Genomic DNA, 18,721 nt, shown 5'->3' on the forward strand with positions numbered 1-18,721 from the left:
CTGCGGCGAGCGCGCCGGCGCGGCCTCCGCGGAGGAGTGGACGATCGAGCGCGCTGGCCCCAGACGCCTCCGAAAGGAGGATACATGGGAGACGAGACAACGCACGACCAGCTGGGCGCGCCGCGCGCCGCGCGCGAGGTCAGCGAGGAGAAGCGACCTCACCCGCAGGCGGACGTCCCCGGCGTCCGCGGGCCGATCACGTCGTCCGGCGAGCGAGAGGACGCTCCCCCCGGCGAGGTCGAGACCTGGGGCAGCGAGGGCGGCGCTGGCGTGTACGAGGGAGGGCCGATCGTCTCGGACACGAAGCTCCCCGCGGGGAGCTCTGGACGCAAGCCTTCGTAATTACTATGTTTTATCGATGCCGCGGTCCGCGGCGGGCCGCCGGCTCACGGCTGCTGCTGCTGCTGCGTCGACCTGGGCGCGCATCGCTGCATGTAGGCGGGCTCGGGGCAGCCCTCGTGGGTCAGGATCTCGTTTTCCTGGCACTTCACGAGCGCCGCCCGGATGTCGAGGCACTTCCCCGGCCCTGCCTCCACGCATCGGTGCACCGTGGTGGTCCCGTTGGCGCAGCCATCGAGCTGTCCCTTGGGGCACGTAAGAAGCGGCCCGACCGAGCAGTCGCTCTCCGGTGTCGGGCCGGTCGCTGTCGTCGACGTCCCCTGGGTCGCCTGCGGCCGGGGCGTGCAGGCGGCGCTCCCGGCGAGCGCGAGCCCCGTGAAGAGGAAGAGCAGGCCCCGGCGGGGCGAGCTGCTGCGCGTGTTCATGCGGTCGTTCTCCGTGGGTGAGGTCGTGCCGGGAACCCGAAAGGCAGGTCGCCGCCCGGCGCGCCCGGCAGACTACTCCACGGAACGACGTCGCCCGGGCGCTTTTGCCGGCTGCCAGAGAGGCAGTCCCGCGCAACCTCAACCCCGGTCGGAACGAGCCACCCGCCTCAACCCCGGTCGGAACGAGCCGCCCGCCTCAACCCCGGTCGGAACGAGCCGCCCGCCTCAACCCCGGTCGGAACGAGCCGCCCGCCTCAACCCCGGTCAGAACGCGCCGCCGCCGTGCGCGATCAGGGCCCAGCTGTCTCCGCCCGTCTGGGTCGCCGAGCCGCGGACGGTCAGGTCGTCGAAGAAGGCAGGGCGGAAGTTGAGCCGGACGCCCAGCTTGACGTTGCGTGTGACCAGCCGCTCCACCCCCGCGGTGAGCGGCACCGACACCGCGAACGCGTCGCCGCCCTCGCCCGCCCAGCCCGTGTAGCCGACCCCCGCGACAACGAACGGCTGCACGATCGCCTCGTCGGCGCGCAGGACGTTGTAGCGCAGCCCCGCGTCGAGCGAGGTCATCACGAGCGACTTCCCCAGCGTCGCTCGCTGGTTCACCGAGCCGATGTAGTTCCCCTCGACGGCCACGCGCGGCGACATGGTCCCGGTCACGCGCACGTTCCAGGTGGGCCCGACGCCCGCGGCGCCACCCAGGTAGCCCAGCATGCCGAAGCCGCCCTCGACCGCGATCGAGGGCTCGGGGATGCGCCGGATGAGCGGCTGATCCGCCGGAGGGACGTTGCCCGCCGGCCGATCGCGCTGTTCCGCTCGCGCCGCCCCCTGCGCTTCCGCCGCGCCGGCAAACGCCATCATGGCGGCGGCGGCCAAGGCCGGCGCCGCGAATCGTTGCGTGCTCATTGCTGTTCTCCCCCCGTGGACCGGTTCCGTCGTCGACGCCGCCTCGTGCACACCGCAGGCCACACGCGGCTGTGCAGCGCGGGTCCGGCGGCCCCACCCCGCGTCACCCGTCCGCCCCCGCGCGGCCGCGTCCGCCGGCGAAACCGCGCCGCCGCTCGCACGTAATCCGTACGTGGAAGTGAAGCGAGGCGCGCCGAGCGACCGCTCGCTCGCTCGGATCGGACGCCGCTCGCGGCCGCGAACCAGCTCGGATCGACGGCCACATCGAGCGAGCGGGTGGGGGGGACGGGCAGCCCCGATCTTCCTTCCCGTCCTCCTGCCATCCTGTTCAAGTGGAGAGCTCCACGCGACCGGGGCGGCCGCGCATCAACCCATGGAATCCAGGAGACGAGCATGAAAACGAGGCGAACAAGGCCCCTGCTCTTCCTCGTGCTCGCTGCCGCCGGGCCGGGCGCGGCCGCATGCCAGGGCGAGCCGCCGCCCCCCCTCGCGCCCGCCGCGACCGAGCTCAAGGCGCCGGAGGCGAAGGCGCCCGCCGCGGCGGCCTTCGCGATCGACAGGGCGGGCAGCAGGGTCGAGCTCGCGATGGACGCGCCGCGGGAGAAGATCCGCGGGCGGATCGAGGGCGCCGCCGGCGGAACGTTGCAGGTCGATCCCGCCGACATCACGAGGACGACGGGCCTCATCATGGTCGACCTCTCCACGCTCGAGCTCTTCCAGACCGCCGTGGGCGACGACGGCAAGCCCGGCGAGGAGAAGAAGAGCGACCTGCAGAACGAGCACGCGCGCACCTGGCTCGAGATCTCGAAGGACACGCCCGGCGACGTCCGAGAGAAGAACGAGAAGGCCCAGTTCGCGATCCGGTCGATCTCGACCTCCGGCGAGAAGGACCTCTCGAAGCTGTCCGGCGCGGAGCGGACGGTGACCGTCACCGCGTCGGGCGACCTCCTGCTGCACCAGCGGCAGACCCCGAGGACCGTGGAGCTCATCGCCACGTTCAGGTACGAGGGCGACAGGCCCGCCGCCGTCACCGTGAAGACGGCGAAGCCGTTCTCGGTCGGGCTGGCCGAGCACGACGTCCGCCCGCGCGAGGCGTTCGGCAAGCTCGCCCAGAAGACGCTCGAGGTGCTGTCGCCCAAGGTCGCCAAAGAGGCGATGGTGTCGCTGGAGCTCACCGCGACCGCGGGCGCTGCGGCCACGGCGCCCGCAGGCAGCGCCGCGCGGTGAGCGCCGCGCGCCGCCGGTGGAACCCCCGGTGAGCCGTTGCGGCCCCCTGGCGGGTCTGAGAGACATGGCGCTCCGGACGCCGCCGGGAAACCGGATCACGCCTCGCCCGTAGGGGGTGCAGGCCCGTCGATGACGAGAACCAGAGGAGCCACACGATGCTGTCGAAGAAGAGCATTTACGAGACGCTCGCCGCGCTGAGCGCCGGTGCCATGCTGATGAGCGGCTGTGGCGGCGCGCAGGCGCCGGTCAACGCGACCGAGGTCCCCGCCGAGCAGGAGGCGACCCCGGTCGCGCCGGCCGAGCCCGCGCCGGCCGAGACCACCTCCGGCGACGCCGCCGCGGGCGCGAATGTCCCCGCGGCCCCGGCCGCGCCCGAAGCCCCGGCGCCGGCGCCGGCGAGCGACGTGCAGTCCGCCGCGACGGCGCCGCTGGTCGCCCCCACGGCCACCCCGGCGCCCGTCCCGCCCACCCCGACCTCCGCCCCGGCCAAGCCCGCCGCGAAGAAGGTGGGCGCCAAGAAGGCCGGCCACGCGGGCTGCGGTCAGGGCACCTGCGGCTGATCCCGATCGGCCCTGCCCGCCCCGCACCCCCATGACCGGCAGCGCGCTCACCGGCGTCGGCCTCGGGCTCCGATGGGAGTTCCTCGACGAGGTGCTCGCGGCGCTCGATGCGCCCGGCGAAGGCGCGCGCGGCGCGGCGCTGGCCGTCCCCTTCTTCGAGCTCTCCCCCGAGAACTACATGCGCCGCGGCGGCTACTTCCCCGCCGCGCTCGAGCGCGTCCGCGAGCACCGCGCGATCCTGACGCACGGGCTCACCCTGTCGGTCGGCGGGGTCGACCCGCTCGACGATGGCTACCTGCGGGCGCTGCGGGGGTTCGTCGATCGGCTCGACCCCCCCTTCCACAGCGATCACCTGTGCTTCTCCGGCGTGGGCGGCAGGTTCCTCCACGACCTCTTGCCGCTCCCGCTCACCTCCGCGGCCGCCGCCCACGCCGCCGCCCGCATCCGCGAGACGGAGGAGCGGATCGAGCGCCCGATGGCGATCGAGAACATCACCTACTACCTGGTCCCGGGCCGCGCCTCGCTCGACGAGGCCGACTTCCTCGTCGAGGTGCTCGAGCGCGCCGGCTGCGGGCTCCTGCTCGACGTGAACAACGTCTACGTCAACGCCCGGAACCACGGCTTCGACCCGATCGCGTACCTGGAGAAAATTCCACCTGCGCGCGTTGTCTCGATGCATGTGGCCGGGCATGCGTGGCGCGACGATGCGGAGGTCCTCGTCGACACGCACGGCGCGCCGGTCATCGAGCCCGTGCTCGACCTGCTCGCCCACGCTGTCGCGCGGACCGGGCCGGTGCCGGTCGTGCTGGAGCGCGACAACGAGGTGCCGCCGCTCGAGGCGCTGCTCGCCGAGCTCGCCGAGGTCGACGCGGCGTACCGGCGCGGGCTCGCGGCGCGCGAGGCGCGGGCGTGAGCGCGGCGCGCGGGGCGCTGAACGAGCCGCCGCCGGAGCTCGCGGCGCTGCAGCGAGCGCTCCAGCTGAGCGTGAGCGCGCCGGACGGCGAGGCGCTCGCGGCCGATCCGCGCGCGTGGCTCGCCCGCGCCGGGCTCGAGGGGCCCGACCTCGAGGCGATGGCCGCGCTCCCGCCGAAGCGGCTGCTGCTCTACCGGAGCCTCATCCGCCGCGGGCTGACGGGCGCGATCCGCGCCGGGATCCCGCGGACCGCGGCGCGCCTCGGCGCCCGGTTCGAGGCGGACGCGGCGCGCTTCCTCGACGTGGAGCTGCCCCGCTCGCGCTACCTCCGCGACGTCGCCTTCGAGTTCGTGGGCTTCGCGGCGCCGCGCTGGGCCGAGGACCCGGAGGTGCCCGCCTACCTCGCGGATCTCGCGCGCCATGAGCTCGCCGCCTTCGCGGCGTCGTGCGCCGAGGCGGACGGGGAGGAGGCCGGCGCAACGGGCCGACCGGACGCGCCGGACGCGCCGGGGGCGCCGGGGGCGCCGGACGCAGCGGACGCGCGGGGCGCGCCGGCCTCCCACGAGGAGCTCTCGCTCGACCGGGGCGCGCGCTTCCAACGGGCCGCGGCGCTCGTGCGCTACGAGCACGCGGTCCACAGGCTGGAGGGCGGCGAGTCGGCGCGCGACGTGCCGGCGCGCGAGCCGACGCGCCTGCTCGTGTACCGCGACGCCGGGCACGATGTCCGCTTCCTGGAGCTCACGCCCCTCGCGGCCGAGATCCTCGGCCGCCTCCTCGCGGGCGCCGCGCTCCGGGACGCCGTGGTCGAGGGCTGCGCCGCGCTGAGCCGCCCGGTCGACGGCCCGGTGCTGGAGAGCACCGCGACCCTCCTGAGCGACCTCGCCGAGCGCGGAGCGCTTCTCGGACCGTCGCGCGCGCCGCAGGCCCCTGGCGCGCCGCGCTGACCGCCGACGCGCAACGGGTGTATGCCGTCGGAGCCGCCATGGACGAGCTCGCCTTGAACGCAGCGATGGACCGGTACGCGTGCGGCGACGCGCGCGCGTTCCCGGAGCTGCACCGCGCGCTCTCGTCACGCCTCCTCGCGTACCTCACCCGCATGTGCGGCTCCGAGACGCTCGCCGGCGACCTGACCCAGGAGACGTTCTTGCGGATACACCGCGCCCGATCGACCTTCGCCCAGGGCGGCGCCGTCACCCCGTGGGCGTACGCCATCGCGCGGAACGTGTACGTCGACCACGCGCGCGCCCAGAAGCACCGCAGCACCGAGCGGCTCCCGAGCGATCCGGGCGCGGAGCCGCCGGACGCGCACGGCGCCGACGGCGAGGCGGTCGCGATCGCCTCCGAGACGGCGCGGGCGGTCGAGCGCGTGCTCTCGTGCCTCCCGGCGTCGCAGCGCGAGGCGTTCATCCTGCTCCGGTACGAGGGGCTGAGCGTGCAGGACGCCGCGGCCGTCCTGGGGACGACCGCGACCGCGGTGAAGCTCCGCGCGTTCCGCGCCTACGAGGCGCTGCGCGCCGCGCTCGAGGAGCTCAAGCGGCGGCCCGAGGCGGAACGAGGCGCCGGCAGGAGCGTAGAGAACAGGAGCGTAGAGAAGGGCATGGAGAAGGGCGACAGGCCCGCGGCCACGGGGCCTGAGCGGAGCGGCCGCCGTGGCAAGGGGCAAGCGGGCGTCCGGGGAGGTGCCGATGGCGAATGAGCCCGATTTGTTGAGTAAAATCGAGGACATCCCTGATCCCGCGGCCCACCTCGCCGCGCGCCCGCCGCCCGCCCTGGCCGAGGCGCTGGCCGAGCCGTCGCTGACGCGCCCGGCGCGCGAGCGCCTCGCCCTTGGCGCGACCCTGGCCGGGCTCGCCTGGGTCCTGCTCTTCAGCTGGGGCGAGGGCCTCCGCGACGACCTCGGGTCTCCCCGGGTGCTCGTCCCGCTCGCCGTCGTGGCGGTGCTGTCCGGCCTCGGCCTGCTGCTCGCGCTGAGGCCGCGCGCCCGGGGGCTGCCGGCGAGCGTGAGGGCGATCCAGGCGCTCGCCGTCGCGGTGCCGGTCGGGTTCCTGGCCGCGGCCGTCGTGAGGTCGCGCGTGGCCGATCCGCCGGTGCCGCTCGATCTGCACCTCCGGTGCATCGCGAGCGCCCTCTGCACGGCGCTCGTGCCGTTCGCGCTGGCGGCGCTGGTGCTGCGCCGCTCGTTCCTCTCGGCGCCGGCGTGGCGCGGCGCCGCGATCGGGTCCCTGTGCGGCCTCGGGGTGGTGGTCGGCCTCGAGGCGCACTGCGCGCTCGACGATCTCCTCCACGTCGCCTTCGCCCACGGCCTCCCGATCGCGGCCGGCGCGCTCCTCGGCGCCTCCGCCGGGGCGCTGCGCGGGCGCGCCTGAAGCGCCGCGCCGCGTCGTGCGCCCTCCCCGGACAGGGCCGCGCGGGGCGCGCCGGCCGCGCCCGCCTCGCCCTGCATCGCGACGGGGAGCGCCGTGGCGCTTGCCCCGCGGCGCAGTCCGGGGATAACCCAGGTCCAGGTGAACGTGGATCGATCGATGCAGCGCACCCTCCTCTGCCTGGCGGCCGGACTGTGGCTCGGATGCGGCAGATCCGGCGCCGGGACCGCGAACAACGGCGCGACGACAAGCATCTCCGGGAGCGGCGGTGACAGCATGAGCCAAGGCAACAGCGCGACCAGCAACGGCACCGGCGGCAACGGCAACACCGCGAGCAGCACCGGCACCGGCGCCGGCGCCGGCGGCGGCGCGCAGCCGACCGGCGCACCCCTGGTTTACGTCGGGGGCCACGAGGGTATCTTCGTCTTTCGCCTGAACGAGGCCGACGGCGCGCTGTCGGCCGTGCAGGGCCCGCTCGACGCCGAGATGAACCCGACCTTCCTCGCCGTCGATCCCGCGCGCCAGCGCCTCTTCGCGGTGAACGAGCTGAGCGAGGTGGACGGGGAGATGTCGGGGGCGGTCAGCGCGTTCCGGATCCACCCGCAGGACGGCACGCTCGAGCGCATCAACCGGGTCTCGTCGAAGGGCCAGGGCCCTGCCCACCTGTCCACGGATCGGGCCGGGCGCTTCGTCCTCGTCGCCAACTATGGCGGCGGGACGGCGGCGGTGCTCCCCGTCGGCCAGGAGGGCGCGCTCGGCCAGGCGTCCTCCGAGGTCTCCTTCGGGCGCCGGACGCGGTCGCACCACGCCGTGACCGATCCGGCCAACAGGTTCGCCTTCGTCACAAACCTCGGGAGCAACGCGATAGCCCAGCTCACCTTCGACGCGGAGACGGGCCGGATGGAGCCGAACGACCCGCCGGCGCTCTCGTTCCCCGCGGGCACGGGGCCCCGGCACCTCGAATTCCACCCGAACGGCCGGTTCGCCTACGTGATCAACGAGTCCGCCGACTCGATTACCACCCTGAGCTACGATCCGTCGCGCGGGACGCTGTCCGCCCTCGACACCGTCTCGACGCTCCCCGACGGCGTGAGCGGCGAGGAGAACACGTGCGCCGAGATCCAGGTGTCCCCGTCGGGCAAGTTCGTTTACGGGTCGAACCGGGGCCACGACAGCATCGCCATCTTCGCGGTCGATCCCGAGCGGGGCACGCTCACGCCCGCCGGCCATGCCTCGACGCAGGGCATGACGCCGCGCCATTTCCAGATCGCGAAGACAGGCAAGCTGATGCTCGTCGCGAACGAGGATTCGGGGAACATCGTCGCGTTTCGCGTGGACGAGGCGACGGGCGCCCTCGAGCCGACAGGCCGTGTCACCGAGGTCCCCGAGCCCACCTATGTCGGGATCGTGGCCCTGCCTGACCGCTGAGCGGGGCGAACCGAGCACCGCCGGGGATCACCGCCCGGGATGGCGCTTCGGCTCCTCCCCCGACTTCCGCAGCATCACGATCTTCCCCGTCGGCGTCGCCACGGTCTTCACGAAGGCGGCCCGCTGTCGCCCGAGGACCCAGCTCGCCTCGGCGAGCTCCTCCTCGGCGCGCTGGCCCTTCACCAGCAGCACGATCCCGTTGGGCCGCACGAAGGGCACGGTCAGCGGGATCAGCATGACCAGGCGCCCCACCGCGCGCGCCGTCACCGCGTCGAACGCGCCGCGGAGATCGCCCTTGCCGAGCTGCTCGGCGCGCTCGGCGCGCACCGACACGTTGGTGAGCCCGAGGCCCGCGGCCACCGCGACGAGGAACGAAGCCTTCTTCTGCGTCGCCTCCACCAGCGTCACCCTCAGATCGGGCCGAGCGATCGCGAGCGGAAGGCCGGGGAGGCCCCCGCCCGAGCCGATGTCGGCGAGGCGCGCCCCCGCGCTCAGCTCCTCCAGGAGGGGCAGGAGCGTGAGCGAGTCGAGGACGTGTTTCTCCCAGACCTCGACCGGATCCGTGATCGAGGTGAGGTTCATCAGCTCGTTCATCGCGAGCAGGCGCGCGAGGTAATCGCCGAGCTTGGCGATCACCGCGGCGTCGAGGGTGATACCGATCGCCGCGAGGCGCTCCGCGAAGCCCTCCGGAGGCGTGAGCGGAGCGGGAGCCGGCAGCGGGAGAGGAGCGCGTTCGTCAGGGAGCATGGACGTCCGCACACCCTAGCAAGCTCCCCCTCGTGAAGCGCCGCAATTGTCGCGCTCGCCCTCCCCGCCCGCTCCGGGCCGCCCTTGTGACGGCTCGCTACATCGCCGAGAGGCGCCTCTGCAGCTCCTCGGGAGAGACGTCCTCGATCCGGCTCGCGAAGGACCAGCGATGGCCGTACGGATCGCGGAGCCAGGCCGTCCGGTCTCCGAACGGCTTGTCCTGCGGCGGGCGATCGATGGTCGCGCCTGCCGCCGCGGCCTGCGCGACGAGCGCGTCCACGTCCTCCACGTAGACGACGACGGCCGGGCTGCTGCCTCCCAGCGTCTCGGGACTGACGGCGCCGAGCTCGGGATACTCGTCCGACAGGAAGAACCGGGCGGGGCCGATCGACAGCTCGGCGTGCCCGATCCGCCCGTCGGGCATCGGGATGCGCGAGTCCTCGCGCGCGCCGAACGCGCGCTTGTAGAACTCGATGGCTTCCGCGGCGCTCCGCGCGCTCAGGTAGGGGAAGCACGTCTGGCCTTCCGGGACGGGGTGGACCTTGCTCTTCGTCATCGTCGCGCTCCTTCGTGCTCGTATCGAGTCGTGACCTTTCCCGGGGGAACGGCGGGAATTGCCTTGACGGTCGTGCAGCGCGCCTCGCGCGCCCGGGCGAAGGCGAGCCTCTCCCGGCGCCCGCCGCCTCGGCGATCCGGGTCGGTGCTCATCCTGGACCATCGCGCCGACCGCGTATTGGACGAAATTTACCTGCGCGCTCGGCCGTGCGGCTTGACGAACGCGTAACACATCGGTTACACATCACGCCGATGGACGCTGTTGCCCAGGCGCTGGCGGATCCGATCCGGCGGGAGATCCTGCGGATGCTGCGCGATCGCACCGCCACGGCGGGCGCCATCGCCGGCGCGTTTCCGGTCAGCCGCCCGGCGGTCAGCCGGCACCTGCGCGTGCTGCGCGAGGCGGGCCTGGTGCGCGACGTCCAGTGCGGTCGCGAGCGCGAGTACCGCCTCGATCTCGGTGCGCTCGCCGAGCTCGAGGCGTTCCTGCGAGAGCTGCACGCGGAGGGCCCGTGGCATCGCCGGTTCGACGCCCTCGAGACCGAGGTGCACCGCGTCGGCCGGCAGCGGCGCATGGCGACCGCCCCGCCCTCCCACGACGAAGCGAAACGAAGAAAGGAGACCGCATGAGCCCCCGACCCACAGGCCGCGTCCGGAGCACGGCGACAGGCGCCGATCTCGTCATCACGCGCAGCTTTCGCGCCCCCATCGAGGATGTCTGGCAGAGCGTCACCGCGTCCGAGAGCACGGCGCGCTGGATCGGCCCGTGGGAGGGCGAAGCGGGGCCCGGCAAGACGGTGCGCCTCCAGATGGCGTTCGAGCAGGGGGCACCGCGGTGCGATATGTCGATCGATACATGCGAGCCGCCGCATCGCCTCGCGCTCACGGCCAAGGACGATCACGGCGGGTGGCGGCTCGAGCTGTCGCTCGCGGCGAGGGGTGAGATCACCGAGCTCACCTTCATCCAGCGCCTCGCCGATCCAGCGCTCGCCGGCGATGTCGGGCCGGGCTGGGAGTACTACCTCGACATGCTCGTCGCCTCCAGGCTCGGCGATCCGCTGCCCAGCTTCGCCGACTACTATCCGGCGCAGCGCGACTATTACCTCGGCGACGCGCGCACGCCCTGCTGAGGTCGCCGATCGATGGGCTCGCCGGCAGTGATCCTCTTCGTTGGCCTGCCGGCCTCGGGCAAGACCACGTTCTTCCGGGCCCACTTCTCGGCGACGCACGTGCATGTCAGCTCCGCCGCCGCCAGCCTCTCGCTCTCGCTCAGCGCGCCGGTGGAGTTCGACGCGCGCCTGTGGCTCGGCGCCCGGCGCGGAGACGTGGTCGACTGCTTCCGCTGGCGGCAGACGGACGCGACGCGCTCCGCGCTCAACAACTGGTGCTATTGGACCCTTCGAAAGGAGGGCAAGAGCGTCAAGGAAGCCACCCATGCGATGCTCGGCCTCTCCGTCGCTGGAAAGAACGAGCTGCTCTTCTCCCGCGGGATCAACTTCAACGACGTGCCCGCGTGGCAGCGCCGGGGATCGGGCGTTTATTGGGAGACGATAGCCAAGGTAGGGAAGAACCCCAGGACCGGAGAGAGCGTCCCGACCACCCGTCGCAGGCTTCACGTCGACGACGATCTGCCCATGAAGGAGGCTTACGGGAAGTTCGTGCGTCAATTCCTCAAGGAGCAGGCCGAAGCATGACGAGCGCCCGCCCGCGCGCCGCCGCCTGAGGGGCTGGGCGAACAGGCCACCATGCGCTCCGGGGCGCGGGCGCGCTGGCGGCGCGCCGCCAGCGCGCCCGCGATGGGCAAGCTCTCGCCCGGCGCCGGCGCGGCGTGATCGCGTGATCGCGTGGTCGCGCCGGACTGTGCATTAGCGGCTGCCCGAGGTAGGCTCGCGGCATGAAGATCGTCCTCCCGGGCGGGAGCGGACAGGTGGGTCAGATCCTTGCGCGCGCCTTCGCGGCCGACGGGCACGAGGTGATCGTCCTGTGCCGCAGCGCGAGCGTGCCCGCAGGGCGGGTCGTGCCGTGGGATGGACGCACGCTCGGCCCCTGGGCGCGCGAGCTCGACGGCGCCGACGTGGTGTTCAACCTCGCTGGCCGCAGCGTGAACTGCCGTTACACGGACGAGAACCTCCGCGCGATGAGGAGCTCTCGTGTCGACTCGACGCGCGCCGTCGGCGAGGCGATCGCCGCCGCCTCGCAGCCGCCGCGCGTATGGCTGCAGATGAGCACGGCCACGATCTACGCGCACCGCCACGACGCGCCCAACGACGAGGCGACCGGGCTCCTCGGCGGCGACGAGCCGGACGTCCCCTCGTATTGGCGCAACAGCGTCGAGATCGCCCGAGCGTGGGAGCAGGCGCTGGACGAGGCCAGGACGCCGCGCACGCGCAAGATCGCGATCCGCGCCTCCATGGTGATGAGCCCTGATCGCGGCGGCATCTTCGACGTGCTGCTCGGGCTCACCCGGCGGGGCCTCGGCGGTCCGGCCGGCGGAGGGCAGCAGTTCGTGTCGTGGATCCACGATCGCGACTTCGTGCGAGCGACGAGGTTCTTGATCGAGCGGGACGACCTCTCCGGGCCGGTCAACCTCGCCTCGCCGGGGCCGCTCCCCTACCGCGATTTCATGCGCGCGCTGCGCGAGGCCTGGGGCATCGGCTTCGGGTTGCCCGCGATGAAATGGATGCTGGAGGTCGGCGCGCTCGTGATGCGCACGGACACCGAGCTCGTGCTGAAGAGCCGGCGCGTCGTCCCCGGGCGCCTGCGCGAAGCCGGGTTCACGTTCGCCTTCGCCGAGTGGTCGGCGGCGGCGCGCGACCTCGTGGCGCGATGGCGCGCCGAGAGCTGAGGAGGTGAACAGCTCGACGCCCGTGAGGCGTCAGCATTCCATCGTCGCCTAGAGGAGGCCTTCCTCCATCGCGAGGGGTCTTTCGTCCACAGATTATCTCAGCTCATAGACGTCGACCGTGTCCGCCATCACATGGGGCACGAGGACGCGTCCACGCTTCGTGTCGTAACCGATGTCCGCGGGCGTCTTCTGCTCGGGAATCGCGACCTCGAAGGTTCCGCCGAGCTTCCCGCGAAGCACCGCCGACGCTTCGTGGCTGGTCACGAGGAGCGAGTCCCCGAGGGAGATCAGGCCGTCGAGGCGGCCGCCGGGCGCCGTGGTGGTCGCGTCCTGCTTGGCGCCCTTCTCGTCGAGGCGGAAGACCTCGGGAGCGCCGCTCGAGCAGACCACGAGCCCCTTGTCGGACCATGCGATGCCGTTCGGCATGTGCAGGTCGGTGGTCTTCACCAGCGCCTTGGCCTTGCCCTTCTCGATGACGTACATGGCATCGCTCGACGTCGCCTCCAGGTTTCCGATCGCGCCGATCTTGAAGCCGGAGTCGGACACGTAGACCTTGCCGTCCGGAGCCGCCGCGACGTCGTTCAGCAACGTCGTACCGGGGATGGCGATCTCCCCCTTCGGCGCCCCGGTCTTGAGGTCGAACATCCGGACGGTCGTGAGGTCGGCGACGTAGAGCACGCCCTTCGCGATCGCCGATCCTGTCGGCGCGTCGAGCTTGACCTTGGCCTTGCCGCCCTCGATCCACTTCAGGTTCGTCACCTGACCGTCGGGCGAGAGCACGGAGATGAAGCCGTTGTTGTCCTTGTCGTCCGGATTGCCGTTGATGTTCGAAACGAGGTATCGGTCGTTGTCCGCGTCGTAGAGCACGCTCTCCGGCTTGGCGAAGCCGGTGTACCTGGCGACTGGGCTCGGCGCGGGGAGCCTGGGCAGCTCGGGCGCCGCCGTGGACGCCGCGGGGGTAGCCGGAGCCGCAGGCGGGGGCTCGACGCTGTTCGTCGCGATGGGCGCGGCGGAAGCCGAAGCCGCCGGTGCCAGCGCGGGCGGCGGGGTCTCCCCTCCGCAGGAAACCATCGCGGCCGCAGCGGCGATGGACGTGAAACGGCCACGGGTTCGTGCCACGAAAAGACCTCCGGGCCGCGAATCTACCACAACGCCGAGCGCTTGCGGCGCAGCGTCAATCCATGAGACTCTCCGTGGGGAAGTTCATAAAAGGCGACGATCTGGACAGACCTGGTCCGCCGGCTTCAGTTGACCAATCGGCTGATGGTTAGGCCTTATGGGTACCACGAGAGAAAAGGCACGGTTGTATGCGGTCGCTGCGCACGGGGACCAGCGGTATGGCGACCGTCCGTACTCCTGTCACCTGGATGCGGTCGCGGCGCTGGCGGAGCCGTATGGAGAAGAGGCGGTGGTCGTCGCCTACCTGCACGACGTGGCGGAGGACACCGACGTTACGCTCGCAAGCATCGAAGCGGAGTTCGGATCGCGCGTGGCCACCTGCGTCGGCCTGCTCACCGACGAACCCGGTGCGAATCGCAAGGAGCGGAAAGCAAGGACCTACGCCAAGCTGGCGCAGGCCAAGGGCGAGCTCGCGCTCGCGCTCGTCGTGAAAGCGGCGGACCGCCTCGCCAACGTTCGCGCGTGCATTGCGGACCGCAAGGCGAGCTTGTGGCGGCTTTATCAGAGCGAACAGCAGGCGTTCAAGCAAGCGGCCTTCCGCAGCGGACAATGCGATCCGCTGTGGTCGGAGCTTGACCGATTGCTCGCAGATGGAGCCTTCGATGGCCAGGCGTGACCCGTCCCTCGAGCGAACAAGGTCCCGGCAAGCCGGGCCCTGCCGCTCCTGTCGAACGTTGGACAGATCCGGGAGCGGATGAAGAGCGCATGAGCGGAGAGAGCAAGGTGCTGGAGCCGGAGGTCGAACACAAGCTGGCCGCCGCGTGGCCTTCCGGGGAAGACCGTGCGGCGGCGCGCGCCGAGCTCAGCCGGTACGGCGTCGAATCGTACGAGCGCGAGACCGAGCGCGTCCGCCTGGCGATCCTCAAACTCAGCGAAGGTGCCCTCGGGGAGCTTCGCCGGATGACCGACGCCGCGAAAGGCGACTACCGCGATGTCTTGATGTGGGCCGAGTCCCCGGAGGAGGCAAAGGCACTCTGGGCAGTGAATCCGGACCTCACCGACGAACAACGCCATGAGCTCAAGGCCATCAGGAGTCGCGACCGAGCGCAGATGGACGCCTGGCGACGGAAATCTGAGAAGTGATCATGATTTCCCCATGGCCGCGCGTCGCCTTCAGAACGAGGCATCCAGCTGGAGCCGACCGACGTGGCGGGCGTCGGCGCCTTCCTTGCCGAAGATGTAGAAATAATCGCCCTGGATCTTCAGCGCATAGCCGTTCACATAATAATTGAGCCCGCCGCCGACCTGCTTGCCCTGCGCGTCGACGAGACCGACGAGCTTCGGATCGGTGCCGCGCTCCGCGAAGATCTGGTCCCAGCGCGCGGCGACCTCGACCCGGTCGGTCAGCAGGTAGCCCGCCTGGGCGAAGTAGCCGTAACCCGACCGGGTCCACTCCCGCACGGCCGCGCCGTCGACCTCGCCCTCGAAGGAATCCCGCTTGGCGTGGCGCACGACGGCCTCGGCCGAGAGCGAGAAGCCGGCGTACTTGAAGATGAGATCGGCCGCGCCGTGCAGGTAATCCGCCGCCCCGAGCGTGAGCGTCGTGCCAAAGGTGCTGTTCTGGCGGTTGGTCTGGTGGTTGTAGGCGCCCGTGACGCCCACCGCGAGCCGGGGCTCCGCCTCGCGCTTGAGGTCGCCGTCCTGGTCGTCGTCGAACGCGCCGAACGGGCGGACGGCGAGCCGCGCTACCGCGAGCGGACCGTGCTTCTGGCCGCCGAAGCGATTGCGCCCCTCGCCGCCGCCGACGAAGAGGTTGTACGACAGCTTGCCTCCGAAGCCGAAGAGATCGGGCGACGAGAACATCAGGCCGACGTCGCGATCGAGGTTGAACTCGCGGACGGCGATCGGGCGATCGGTCTGCTGGAGGGAGGGCTCGCGCAGCGTCCGCGCCCGGTTGAACGGGGTGAGGAACTGGCCAACACGCACGTTGAGATCGCGGATCCCGGTGTACTCGACGAAGGCGTCGAGGATGGGAGATGGGCTGTCCTTCTCGAAATCGTTGCCGCCGAAGGCGAGCTGCACGTTGTACTTCAGGTCGGGCGAGAGGATATGCCCGCTCGTCGTGAGGCGCACCGTCTTGACGTTGATCTCGTTTGTGTCGTCCTCCGCCGTGTGCGTGATCGTCTCGCGGATCTGCAGGCGGGCCCGGATCGTGGACGAGAAGCTGTCATCCGCCGTCCTGACGGTGAAGCCCTTTCCGGGGGCCGCCGTCACCTTGACGCCGCCGCCCTTGTCCTTCGCCTCCTGCTTCTGCCCGGCGCCGGCCTCTTTCTCGGCGGCCGCCCGGCGCTCCGCGGCGAGGCGCTCCTGCAGCGCGCGCTGCTGCTCCTCGAGCTCCGCGACCCGGCGACTCAGCTGCTCGACGGCGGCCTCCTGCGGGGCCAGCGTCGGGGGCGGCGCAGGCGCCTGTGCCGGAGGAGGCGGCGCCGCGGGCTCCTGCGCCGACGCCTGGAAGGGGAGCGCGGCGGCGAAGAGCGAGAGCGCTGCCGCCGCGCGGACCGTGTGCGACTTGGTTCGATTGATCGATTTCAAGCGTCTTTATCCTCGGATCAGACCCTCTGCTGCGCGCCCAGCCGGCACAGGCCGCCGGCGCGAAGGCGCACAACGCCCTCGCAGGCGGCGGACCAGCGCTCCCAGGCCTGCGCTTCGCGCCACACGCGCAGACGCCGGACAGCAGTCACGAGCGCCCAGCTGGGATCAGCGACGCCAGCAGGGAACCACCGTGTCCTTGTCCAATATAACGGACGCCAGAGACTGTCAAGACATCCTGAAGATGGTGGCAGCAGCGTGAAAACACAGAAGTGTGCGCGCCACTACCTGCCTCGAAAATCCGTCATGTCGGACACCGAGGACCGTCTCCGGCAGCGCTCGCCGACGCTCGCCGGGCGCGGCGGCGAGCGCCGGCGCCGGGGCGGCGCGGACGCCCGAGCGCGCGAAAGAGTTCCAACCGACCGCGGGGCCACTAAGATGGCCCGGACCACGCACGAGGCGCTCCGATCGGCGCCCCGTCGCGGCGCGTAGAGATCTCATGAGCCAGAACCCGGACCGCAGCGATCCGCTCAACATCGCCGGCAGCCTGATCGCCGACAAGTACAGGATCGAGCAAGCCGTCGGCGAGGGCGGCTTCAGCGTCGTCTACAGGGCCGAGCACATCATCTGGAAGCAGCCCGTCGCCCTCAAGTGCTTCACGCTCCTCGCGGACGCGCCGGCCGAACAGCGCGAGCAGTTGCTCCAGGCGTTCATCCAGGAGGGCAAGCTCATGGCGGAGCTCTCCAGCCGCTCGGCCGCCATCGTCCAGGCGCGCGACATCGGCACGTTCAACGCGCCCGACGGGCAATGGCTGCCCTACATGGTCCTCGAGTGGCTCGACGGCAAGCCGCTCGACAGGGTCCTCCACGAGGAGACGACCCAGAACGCGCCGCCGCGCGATCTGTACGCGACGGTCGCGCTGCTCGAGTCGGCGGCGATCGCGCTCGAGCTCGTGCACTCGCGGAGCATCGCGCACCGCGACATCAAGCCGGCGAACCTGTTCGTCATCGGCCCGCCGCGCGACGCCTCCACCTTCGTGAAGGTGCTCGATTTCGGCATCGCCAAGGTGATGGCCGAGCACGCGGCGGCGGCGACGGCGCTCGCCCACACCGGCAAGGACATCACCGCGTTCACCCCGAGCTACGGCGCCCCCGAGCAGTTCAGCCGCACCCACGGCGCGACCGGGCCCTGGACCGACGTGTTCGCGATGGCGCTCATCATGATCGAGGTGATGCTGGGCGGAGCGCCGGCGCTGCAAGGCGACGACTACCTCCAGCTCGCCGTCGCGAGCCGCGACCCGTCGCGCCGGCCGACCCCGCGGACCCTGGGGCTCACGGTCAGCGACGAGGTCGAGGCGGTCTTCGCGAAGGCGCTCGCCGTCGCGCCGGCGGATCGCTTCCCCACCATGGGCCGCTTCTGGGCGGCGCTGCACCGGGCCGTCTTCCCCGACGATCCGGGCTGGGCGCTCGCCACGGGCGGCGGCTCGCTCGCGCCCCCCTCCGGGGCGACGGCGACCCGCGGCTCCGCCCCGCGGATGTCCTGGCCGCAGATCGCGCCGACGATGGCGGCGCCCCCCACGGCGCCGGGGTCCCTGCGCGCGGCCACGTCGCCGACGGTCGCCGCGGTCGGCCCGAGCACCACGGGCGGCACCGCGAACGACGCGTCGACGCAGCGGTCGGCGGCGGCGGCGCCGAGGTCGAGGGGCGCGCTGGCGCTCGGCGGCGTCGCGGTCGCGCTCGCGGCCGGCGGCGCGATCGCCTGGAGCCTGCTCCGCTCCGAGCCGCCCGCGCCGGAGGCGTCGCACATCGATCCGGTCGCCACCGCGTCCGCCGCGGCGGCCCCGACGGCGAGCGCCGCGGCCGCGCCGGCCGCGCTCCCCGCGCGGCGGACCGAGTGCCCTTCCGGCATGGTGCTCGTCCCGGGCGGCAAGTTCTTCATGGGCTCCGACGAGCCGGCCTTCAAGCTGTGGCAGCCGGCGCACAAGGTGACGCTCGACACGTTCTGCATCGACATCCACGAGGTGACCGCGGGCGACTACAAGGCGTGCTCGGACAAGGGGGAGTGCAAGCGGCCGCCGTCCACGCCCGACTTCCCGAAGGCGGACGGGGTGTCCGCCGCCGAGCACGAGAAGACGCTCACGGCCCTGGCCGAGCTCTGTACCTTCGGCAAGCCCGAGCTCGCGCAGCACCCGATCAACTGCGTGCCGTGGAGCCTCGCGGACGCCTACTGCGACGTCCACGGCAAGCGCCTGCCGACCGAGGCCGAGTGGGAGTACGCGGCGCGCGGCTCCGACGGGCGCAAGTTCCCCTGGGGCGACGCGCCCGGCGATCAGACCTTCATGAACGCGTGCGGCACCGAGTGCACGGCGTGGGAGAAGGCGCGCGGGCTCACGCCGAGCGCGCGCATGTACGAGGCCGACGACGGCTTCTTCGGCACGGCGCCGGTCGGCTCGTTCCCGAAGGGCAAGACGAGGTTCGGCGCCGACGACGTCGTCGGCAACGTCTGGGAGTGGACCGCGGACTGGTTCGAGACCTACAAGGACGAGGAGCAGGTGAACCCGAAGGGGGCGCCGGCCGGCGATCGCAAGGCGATCCGGGGCGGCGGCTACAACGGCGGCGTCTCGCTCTGGCTCAACCCGGCGTTCCGCTACCACCAGCTCGCGACGGCGAGCGCGCCGGGCATCGGCCTCCGCTGCGTGACGAACCTGTAGG

Annotated in this window: 21 protein-coding genes; 15 read left to right on the forward strand and 6 right to left on the reverse strand. The window is 72.1% G+C overall.

Translation table 11 applies throughout. The features are described from left to right. Positions 1-84: 84 nt before the first annotated feature. Positions 85-342 (forward strand): hypothetical protein, encoded by a 258-nt coding sequence (locus tag WMF17_RS31035; RefSeq protein ID WP_437644571.1) that lies wholly within the window; start codon positions 85-87, stop codon positions 340-342. Positions 343-386: 44 nt separating this feature from the next. Here WMF17_RS31035 and WMF17_RS31040 read toward each other — a convergent pair whose 3' ends face one another. Together WMF17_RS31040 and WMF17_RS31045 are read right to left on the reverse strand one after the other, a co-directional pair. Then, the gene (locus tag WMF17_RS31040; RefSeq protein WP_437644573.1) at positions 387-764 is read right to left on the reverse strand and encodes a hypothetical protein; all 378 of its coding nucleotides are present in this window, start codon (positions 762-764) and stop codon (positions 387-389) included. 264 nt (positions 765-1,028) lie between these two features. Beyond that, positions 1,029-1,664: a hypothetical protein gene (locus WMF17_RS31045; protein WP_437596792.1), complete on the reverse strand. Its 636-nt coding sequence runs from the start codon at positions 1,662-1,664 to the stop codon at positions 1,029-1,031. Between the two features lie 393 nt (positions 1,665-2,057). On the opposite strand from WMF17_RS31045, the gene WMF17_RS31050 reads away from it, so the two are divergent. The 7 genes from WMF17_RS31050 (at position 2,058) to WMF17_RS31080 (ending at position 8,155) form a co-directional block, all read left to right on the forward strand. Then, complete coding sequence (locus WMF17_RS31050) at positions 2,058-2,891, forward strand: hypothetical protein (protein WP_437644575.1); 834 nt, start codon at positions 2,058-2,060, stop codon at positions 2,889-2,891. 155 nt (positions 2,892-3,046) lie between these two features. Continuing rightward, complete coding sequence (locus tag WMF17_RS31055) at positions 3,047-3,451, forward strand: hypothetical protein (RefSeq protein WP_437644577.1); 405 nt, start codon at positions 3,047-3,049, stop codon at positions 3,449-3,451. Between the two features lie 31 nt (positions 3,452-3,482). After that, positions 3,483-4,364 (forward strand): DUF692 domain-containing protein, encoded by an 882-nt coding sequence (locus WMF17_RS31060; protein WP_437644579.1) that lies wholly within the window; start codon positions 3,483-3,485, stop codon positions 4,362-4,364. Beyond that, the gene (locus WMF17_RS31065) at positions 4,361-5,308 is read left to right on the forward strand and encodes an HvfC family peptide modification chaperone (RefSeq protein ID WP_437644581.1); all 948 of its coding nucleotides are present in this window, start codon (positions 4,361-4,363) and stop codon (positions 5,306-5,308) included. The genes WMF17_RS31060 and WMF17_RS31065 overlap by 4 nt, the downstream gene beginning before the upstream one ends. A gap of 38 nt (positions 5,309-5,346) precedes the next feature. Further along, on the forward strand, positions 5,347-6,060 hold the full coding sequence (locus WMF17_RS31070) for an RNA polymerase sigma factor (protein ID WP_437644583.1): 714 nt from the start codon (positions 5,347-5,349) through the stop codon (positions 6,058-6,060). Positions 6,061-6,067: 7 nt separating this feature from the next. Then, the gene (locus WMF17_RS31075) at positions 6,068-6,730 is read left to right on the forward strand and encodes an NrsF family protein (RefSeq protein WP_437644585.1); all 663 of its coding nucleotides are present in this window, start codon (positions 6,068-6,070) and stop codon (positions 6,728-6,730) included. A gap of 156 nt (positions 6,731-6,886) precedes the next feature. Next, entirely contained in the window at positions 6,887-8,155 is a 1,269-nt protein-coding gene (locus tag WMF17_RS31080; RefSeq protein ID WP_437644587.1) for a lactonase family protein, read from the forward strand. 27 nt (positions 8,156-8,182) lie between these two features. On the opposite strand, the gene rsmG is transcribed toward WMF17_RS31080, so the two are convergent. Both rsmG and WMF17_RS31090 read right to left on the reverse strand, forming a co-directional pair. Continuing rightward, positions 8,183-8,902, reverse strand: a complete 720-nt coding sequence (gene rsmG, locus WMF17_RS31085; protein WP_437644589.1) for a 16S rRNA (guanine(527)-N(7))-methyltransferase RsmG — start codon at positions 8,900-8,902, stop codon at positions 8,183-8,185. A 97-nt stretch (positions 8,903-8,999) separates the two neighbouring features. Beyond that, positions 9,000-9,458, reverse strand: coding sequence for a VOC family protein (locus WMF17_RS31090; protein ID WP_272095017.1), 459 nt, complete (start codon positions 9,456-9,458; stop codon positions 9,000-9,002). A gap of 251 nt (positions 9,459-9,709) precedes the next feature. Here WMF17_RS31090 and WMF17_RS31095 point away from each other — a divergent pair, with 251 nt between their 5' ends. The 4 genes from WMF17_RS31095 (at position 9,710) to WMF17_RS31110 (ending at position 12,302) form a co-directional block, all read left to right on the forward strand. Then, positions 9,710-10,087 carry an ArsR/SmtB family transcription factor gene (locus WMF17_RS31095; protein WP_437596809.1) on the forward strand — a complete coding sequence of 126 codons (378 nt, stop codon included), beginning with the start codon at positions 9,710-9,712 and terminating at the stop codon, positions 10,085-10,087. Then, complete coding sequence (locus WMF17_RS31100) at positions 10,084-10,587, forward strand: SRPBCC family protein (RefSeq protein ID WP_437644591.1); 504 nt, start codon at positions 10,084-10,086, stop codon at positions 10,585-10,587. The genes WMF17_RS31095 and WMF17_RS31100 overlap by 4 nt, the downstream gene beginning before the upstream one ends. A 12-nt stretch (positions 10,588-10,599) precedes the next feature. Then, positions 10,600-11,151 (forward strand): hypothetical protein, encoded by a 552-nt coding sequence (locus WMF17_RS31105; RefSeq protein ID WP_437596812.1) that lies wholly within the window; start codon positions 10,600-10,602, stop codon positions 11,149-11,151. 200 nt (positions 11,152-11,351) lie between these two features. Further along, positions 11,352-12,302, forward strand: coding sequence for an epimerase (locus tag WMF17_RS31110; RefSeq protein WP_437644593.1), 951 nt, complete (start codon positions 11,352-11,354; stop codon positions 12,300-12,302). A 93-nt stretch (positions 12,303-12,395) separates the two neighbouring features. Here the strand turns inward: WMF17_RS31110 and WMF17_RS31115 are convergent, their stop codons facing one another. Beyond that, positions 12,396-13,421: an SMP-30/gluconolactonase/LRE family protein gene (locus WMF17_RS31115; RefSeq protein ID WP_437644594.1), complete on the reverse strand. Its 1,026-nt coding sequence runs from the start codon at positions 13,419-13,421 to the stop codon at positions 12,396-12,398. A gap of 157 nt (positions 13,422-13,578) precedes the next feature. On the opposite strand from WMF17_RS31115, the gene WMF17_RS31120 reads away from it, so the two are divergent. Together WMF17_RS31120 and WMF17_RS31125 are read left to right on the forward strand one after the other, a co-directional pair. Beyond that, positions 13,579-14,097, forward strand: coding sequence for an HD domain-containing protein (locus WMF17_RS31120; RefSeq protein WP_437644596.1), 519 nt, complete (start codon positions 13,579-13,581; stop codon positions 14,095-14,097). Positions 14,098-14,186: 89 nt separating this feature from the next. Beyond that, entirely contained in the window at positions 14,187-14,564 is a 378-nt protein-coding gene (locus WMF17_RS31125) for a hypothetical protein (protein ID WP_437596816.1), read from the forward strand. Between the two features lie 30 nt (positions 14,565-14,594). Here WMF17_RS31125 and WMF17_RS31130 read toward each other — a convergent pair whose 3' ends face one another. Beyond that, a complete protein-coding gene (locus WMF17_RS31130) occupies positions 14,595-16,013 on the reverse strand; it encodes a porin (protein ID WP_437644598.1) in 1,419 nt (472 codons plus the stop codon). Between the two features lie 496 nt (positions 16,014-16,509). On the opposite strand from WMF17_RS31130, the gene WMF17_RS31135 reads away from it, so the two are divergent. Beyond that, entirely contained in the window at positions 16,510-18,720 is a 2,211-nt protein-coding gene (locus tag WMF17_RS31135; protein ID WP_437644600.1) for an SUMF1/EgtB/PvdO family nonheme iron enzyme, read from the forward strand. Position 18,721: the final 1 nt, after the last annotated feature.

Origin of the sequence: Sorangium sp. So ce362, assembly GCF_051519845.1 — a bacterium.
In the GTDB taxonomy this organism is placed as follows: domain Bacteria; phylum Myxococcota_A; class Polyangia; order Polyangiales; family Polyangiaceae; genus Sorangium.

Bases quoted from the DNA above. Each gene is read 5' to 3' on its own strand.
- WMF17_RS31050 (WP_437644575.1), top strand. From the start codon at position 2,058: ATGAAAACGAGGCGAACAAGGCCCCTGCTCTTCCTCGTGCTCGCTGCC.
- WMF17_RS31055 (WP_437644577.1), top strand. From the start codon at position 3,047: ATGCTGTCGAAGAAGAGCATTTACGAGACGCTCGCCGCGCTGAGCGCC.
- WMF17_RS31100 (WP_437644591.1), top strand. From the start codon at position 10,084: ATGAGCCCCCGACCCACAGGCCGCGTCCGGAGCACGGCGACAGGCGCC.
- WMF17_RS31095 (WP_437596809.1), top strand. From the start codon at position 9,710: ATGGACGCTGTTGCCCAGGCGCTGGCGGATCCGATCCGGCGGGAGATC.
- WMF17_RS31070 (WP_437644583.1), top strand. From the start codon at position 5,347: ATGGACGAGCTCGCCTTGAACGCAGCGATGGACCGGTACGCGTGCGGC.
- WMF17_RS31105 (WP_437596812.1), top strand. From the start codon at position 10,600: ATGGGCTCGCCGGCAGTGATCCTCTTCGTTGGCCTGCCGGCCTCGGGC.
- WMF17_RS31125 (WP_437596816.1), top strand. From the start codon at position 14,187: ATGAGCGGAGAGAGCAAGGTGCTGGAGCCGGAGGTCGAACACAAGCTG.
- WMF17_RS31035 (WP_437644571.1), top strand. From the start codon at position 85: ATGGGAGACGAGACAACGCACGACCAGCTGGGCGCGCCGCGCGCCGCG.
- WMF17_RS31045 (WP_437596792.1), bottom strand. From the start codon at position 1,664: ATGAGCACGCAACGATTCGCGGCGCCGGCCTTGGCCGCCGCCGCCATG.
- WMF17_RS31090 (WP_272095017.1), bottom strand. From the start codon at position 9,458: ATGACGAAGAGCAAGGTCCACCCCGTCCCGGAAGGCCAGACGTGCTTC.
- WMF17_RS31120 (WP_437644596.1), top strand. From the start codon at position 13,579: ATGGGTACCACGAGAGAAAAGGCACGGTTGTATGCGGTCGCTGCGCAC.
- rsmG (WP_437644589.1), bottom strand. From the start codon at position 8,902: ATGCTCCCTGACGAACGCGCTCCTCTCCCGCTGCCGGCTCCCGCTCCG.
- WMF17_RS31135 (WP_437644600.1), top strand. From the start codon at position 16,510: ATGAGCCAGAACCCGGACCGCAGCGATCCGCTCAACATCGCCGGCAGC.
- WMF17_RS31080 (WP_437644587.1), top strand. From the start codon at position 6,887: ATGCAGCGCACCCTCCTCTGCCTGGCGGCCGGACTGTGGCTCGGATGC.
- WMF17_RS31060 (WP_437644579.1), top strand. From the start codon at position 3,483: ATGACCGGCAGCGCGCTCACCGGCGTCGGCCTCGGGCTCCGATGGGAG.
- WMF17_RS31110 (WP_437644593.1), top strand. From the start codon at position 11,352: ATGAAGATCGTCCTCCCGGGCGGGAGCGGACAGGTGGGTCAGATCCTT.
- WMF17_RS31040 (WP_437644573.1), bottom strand. From the start codon at position 764: ATGAACACGCGCAGCAGCTCGCCCCGCCGGGGCCTGCTCTTCCTCTTC.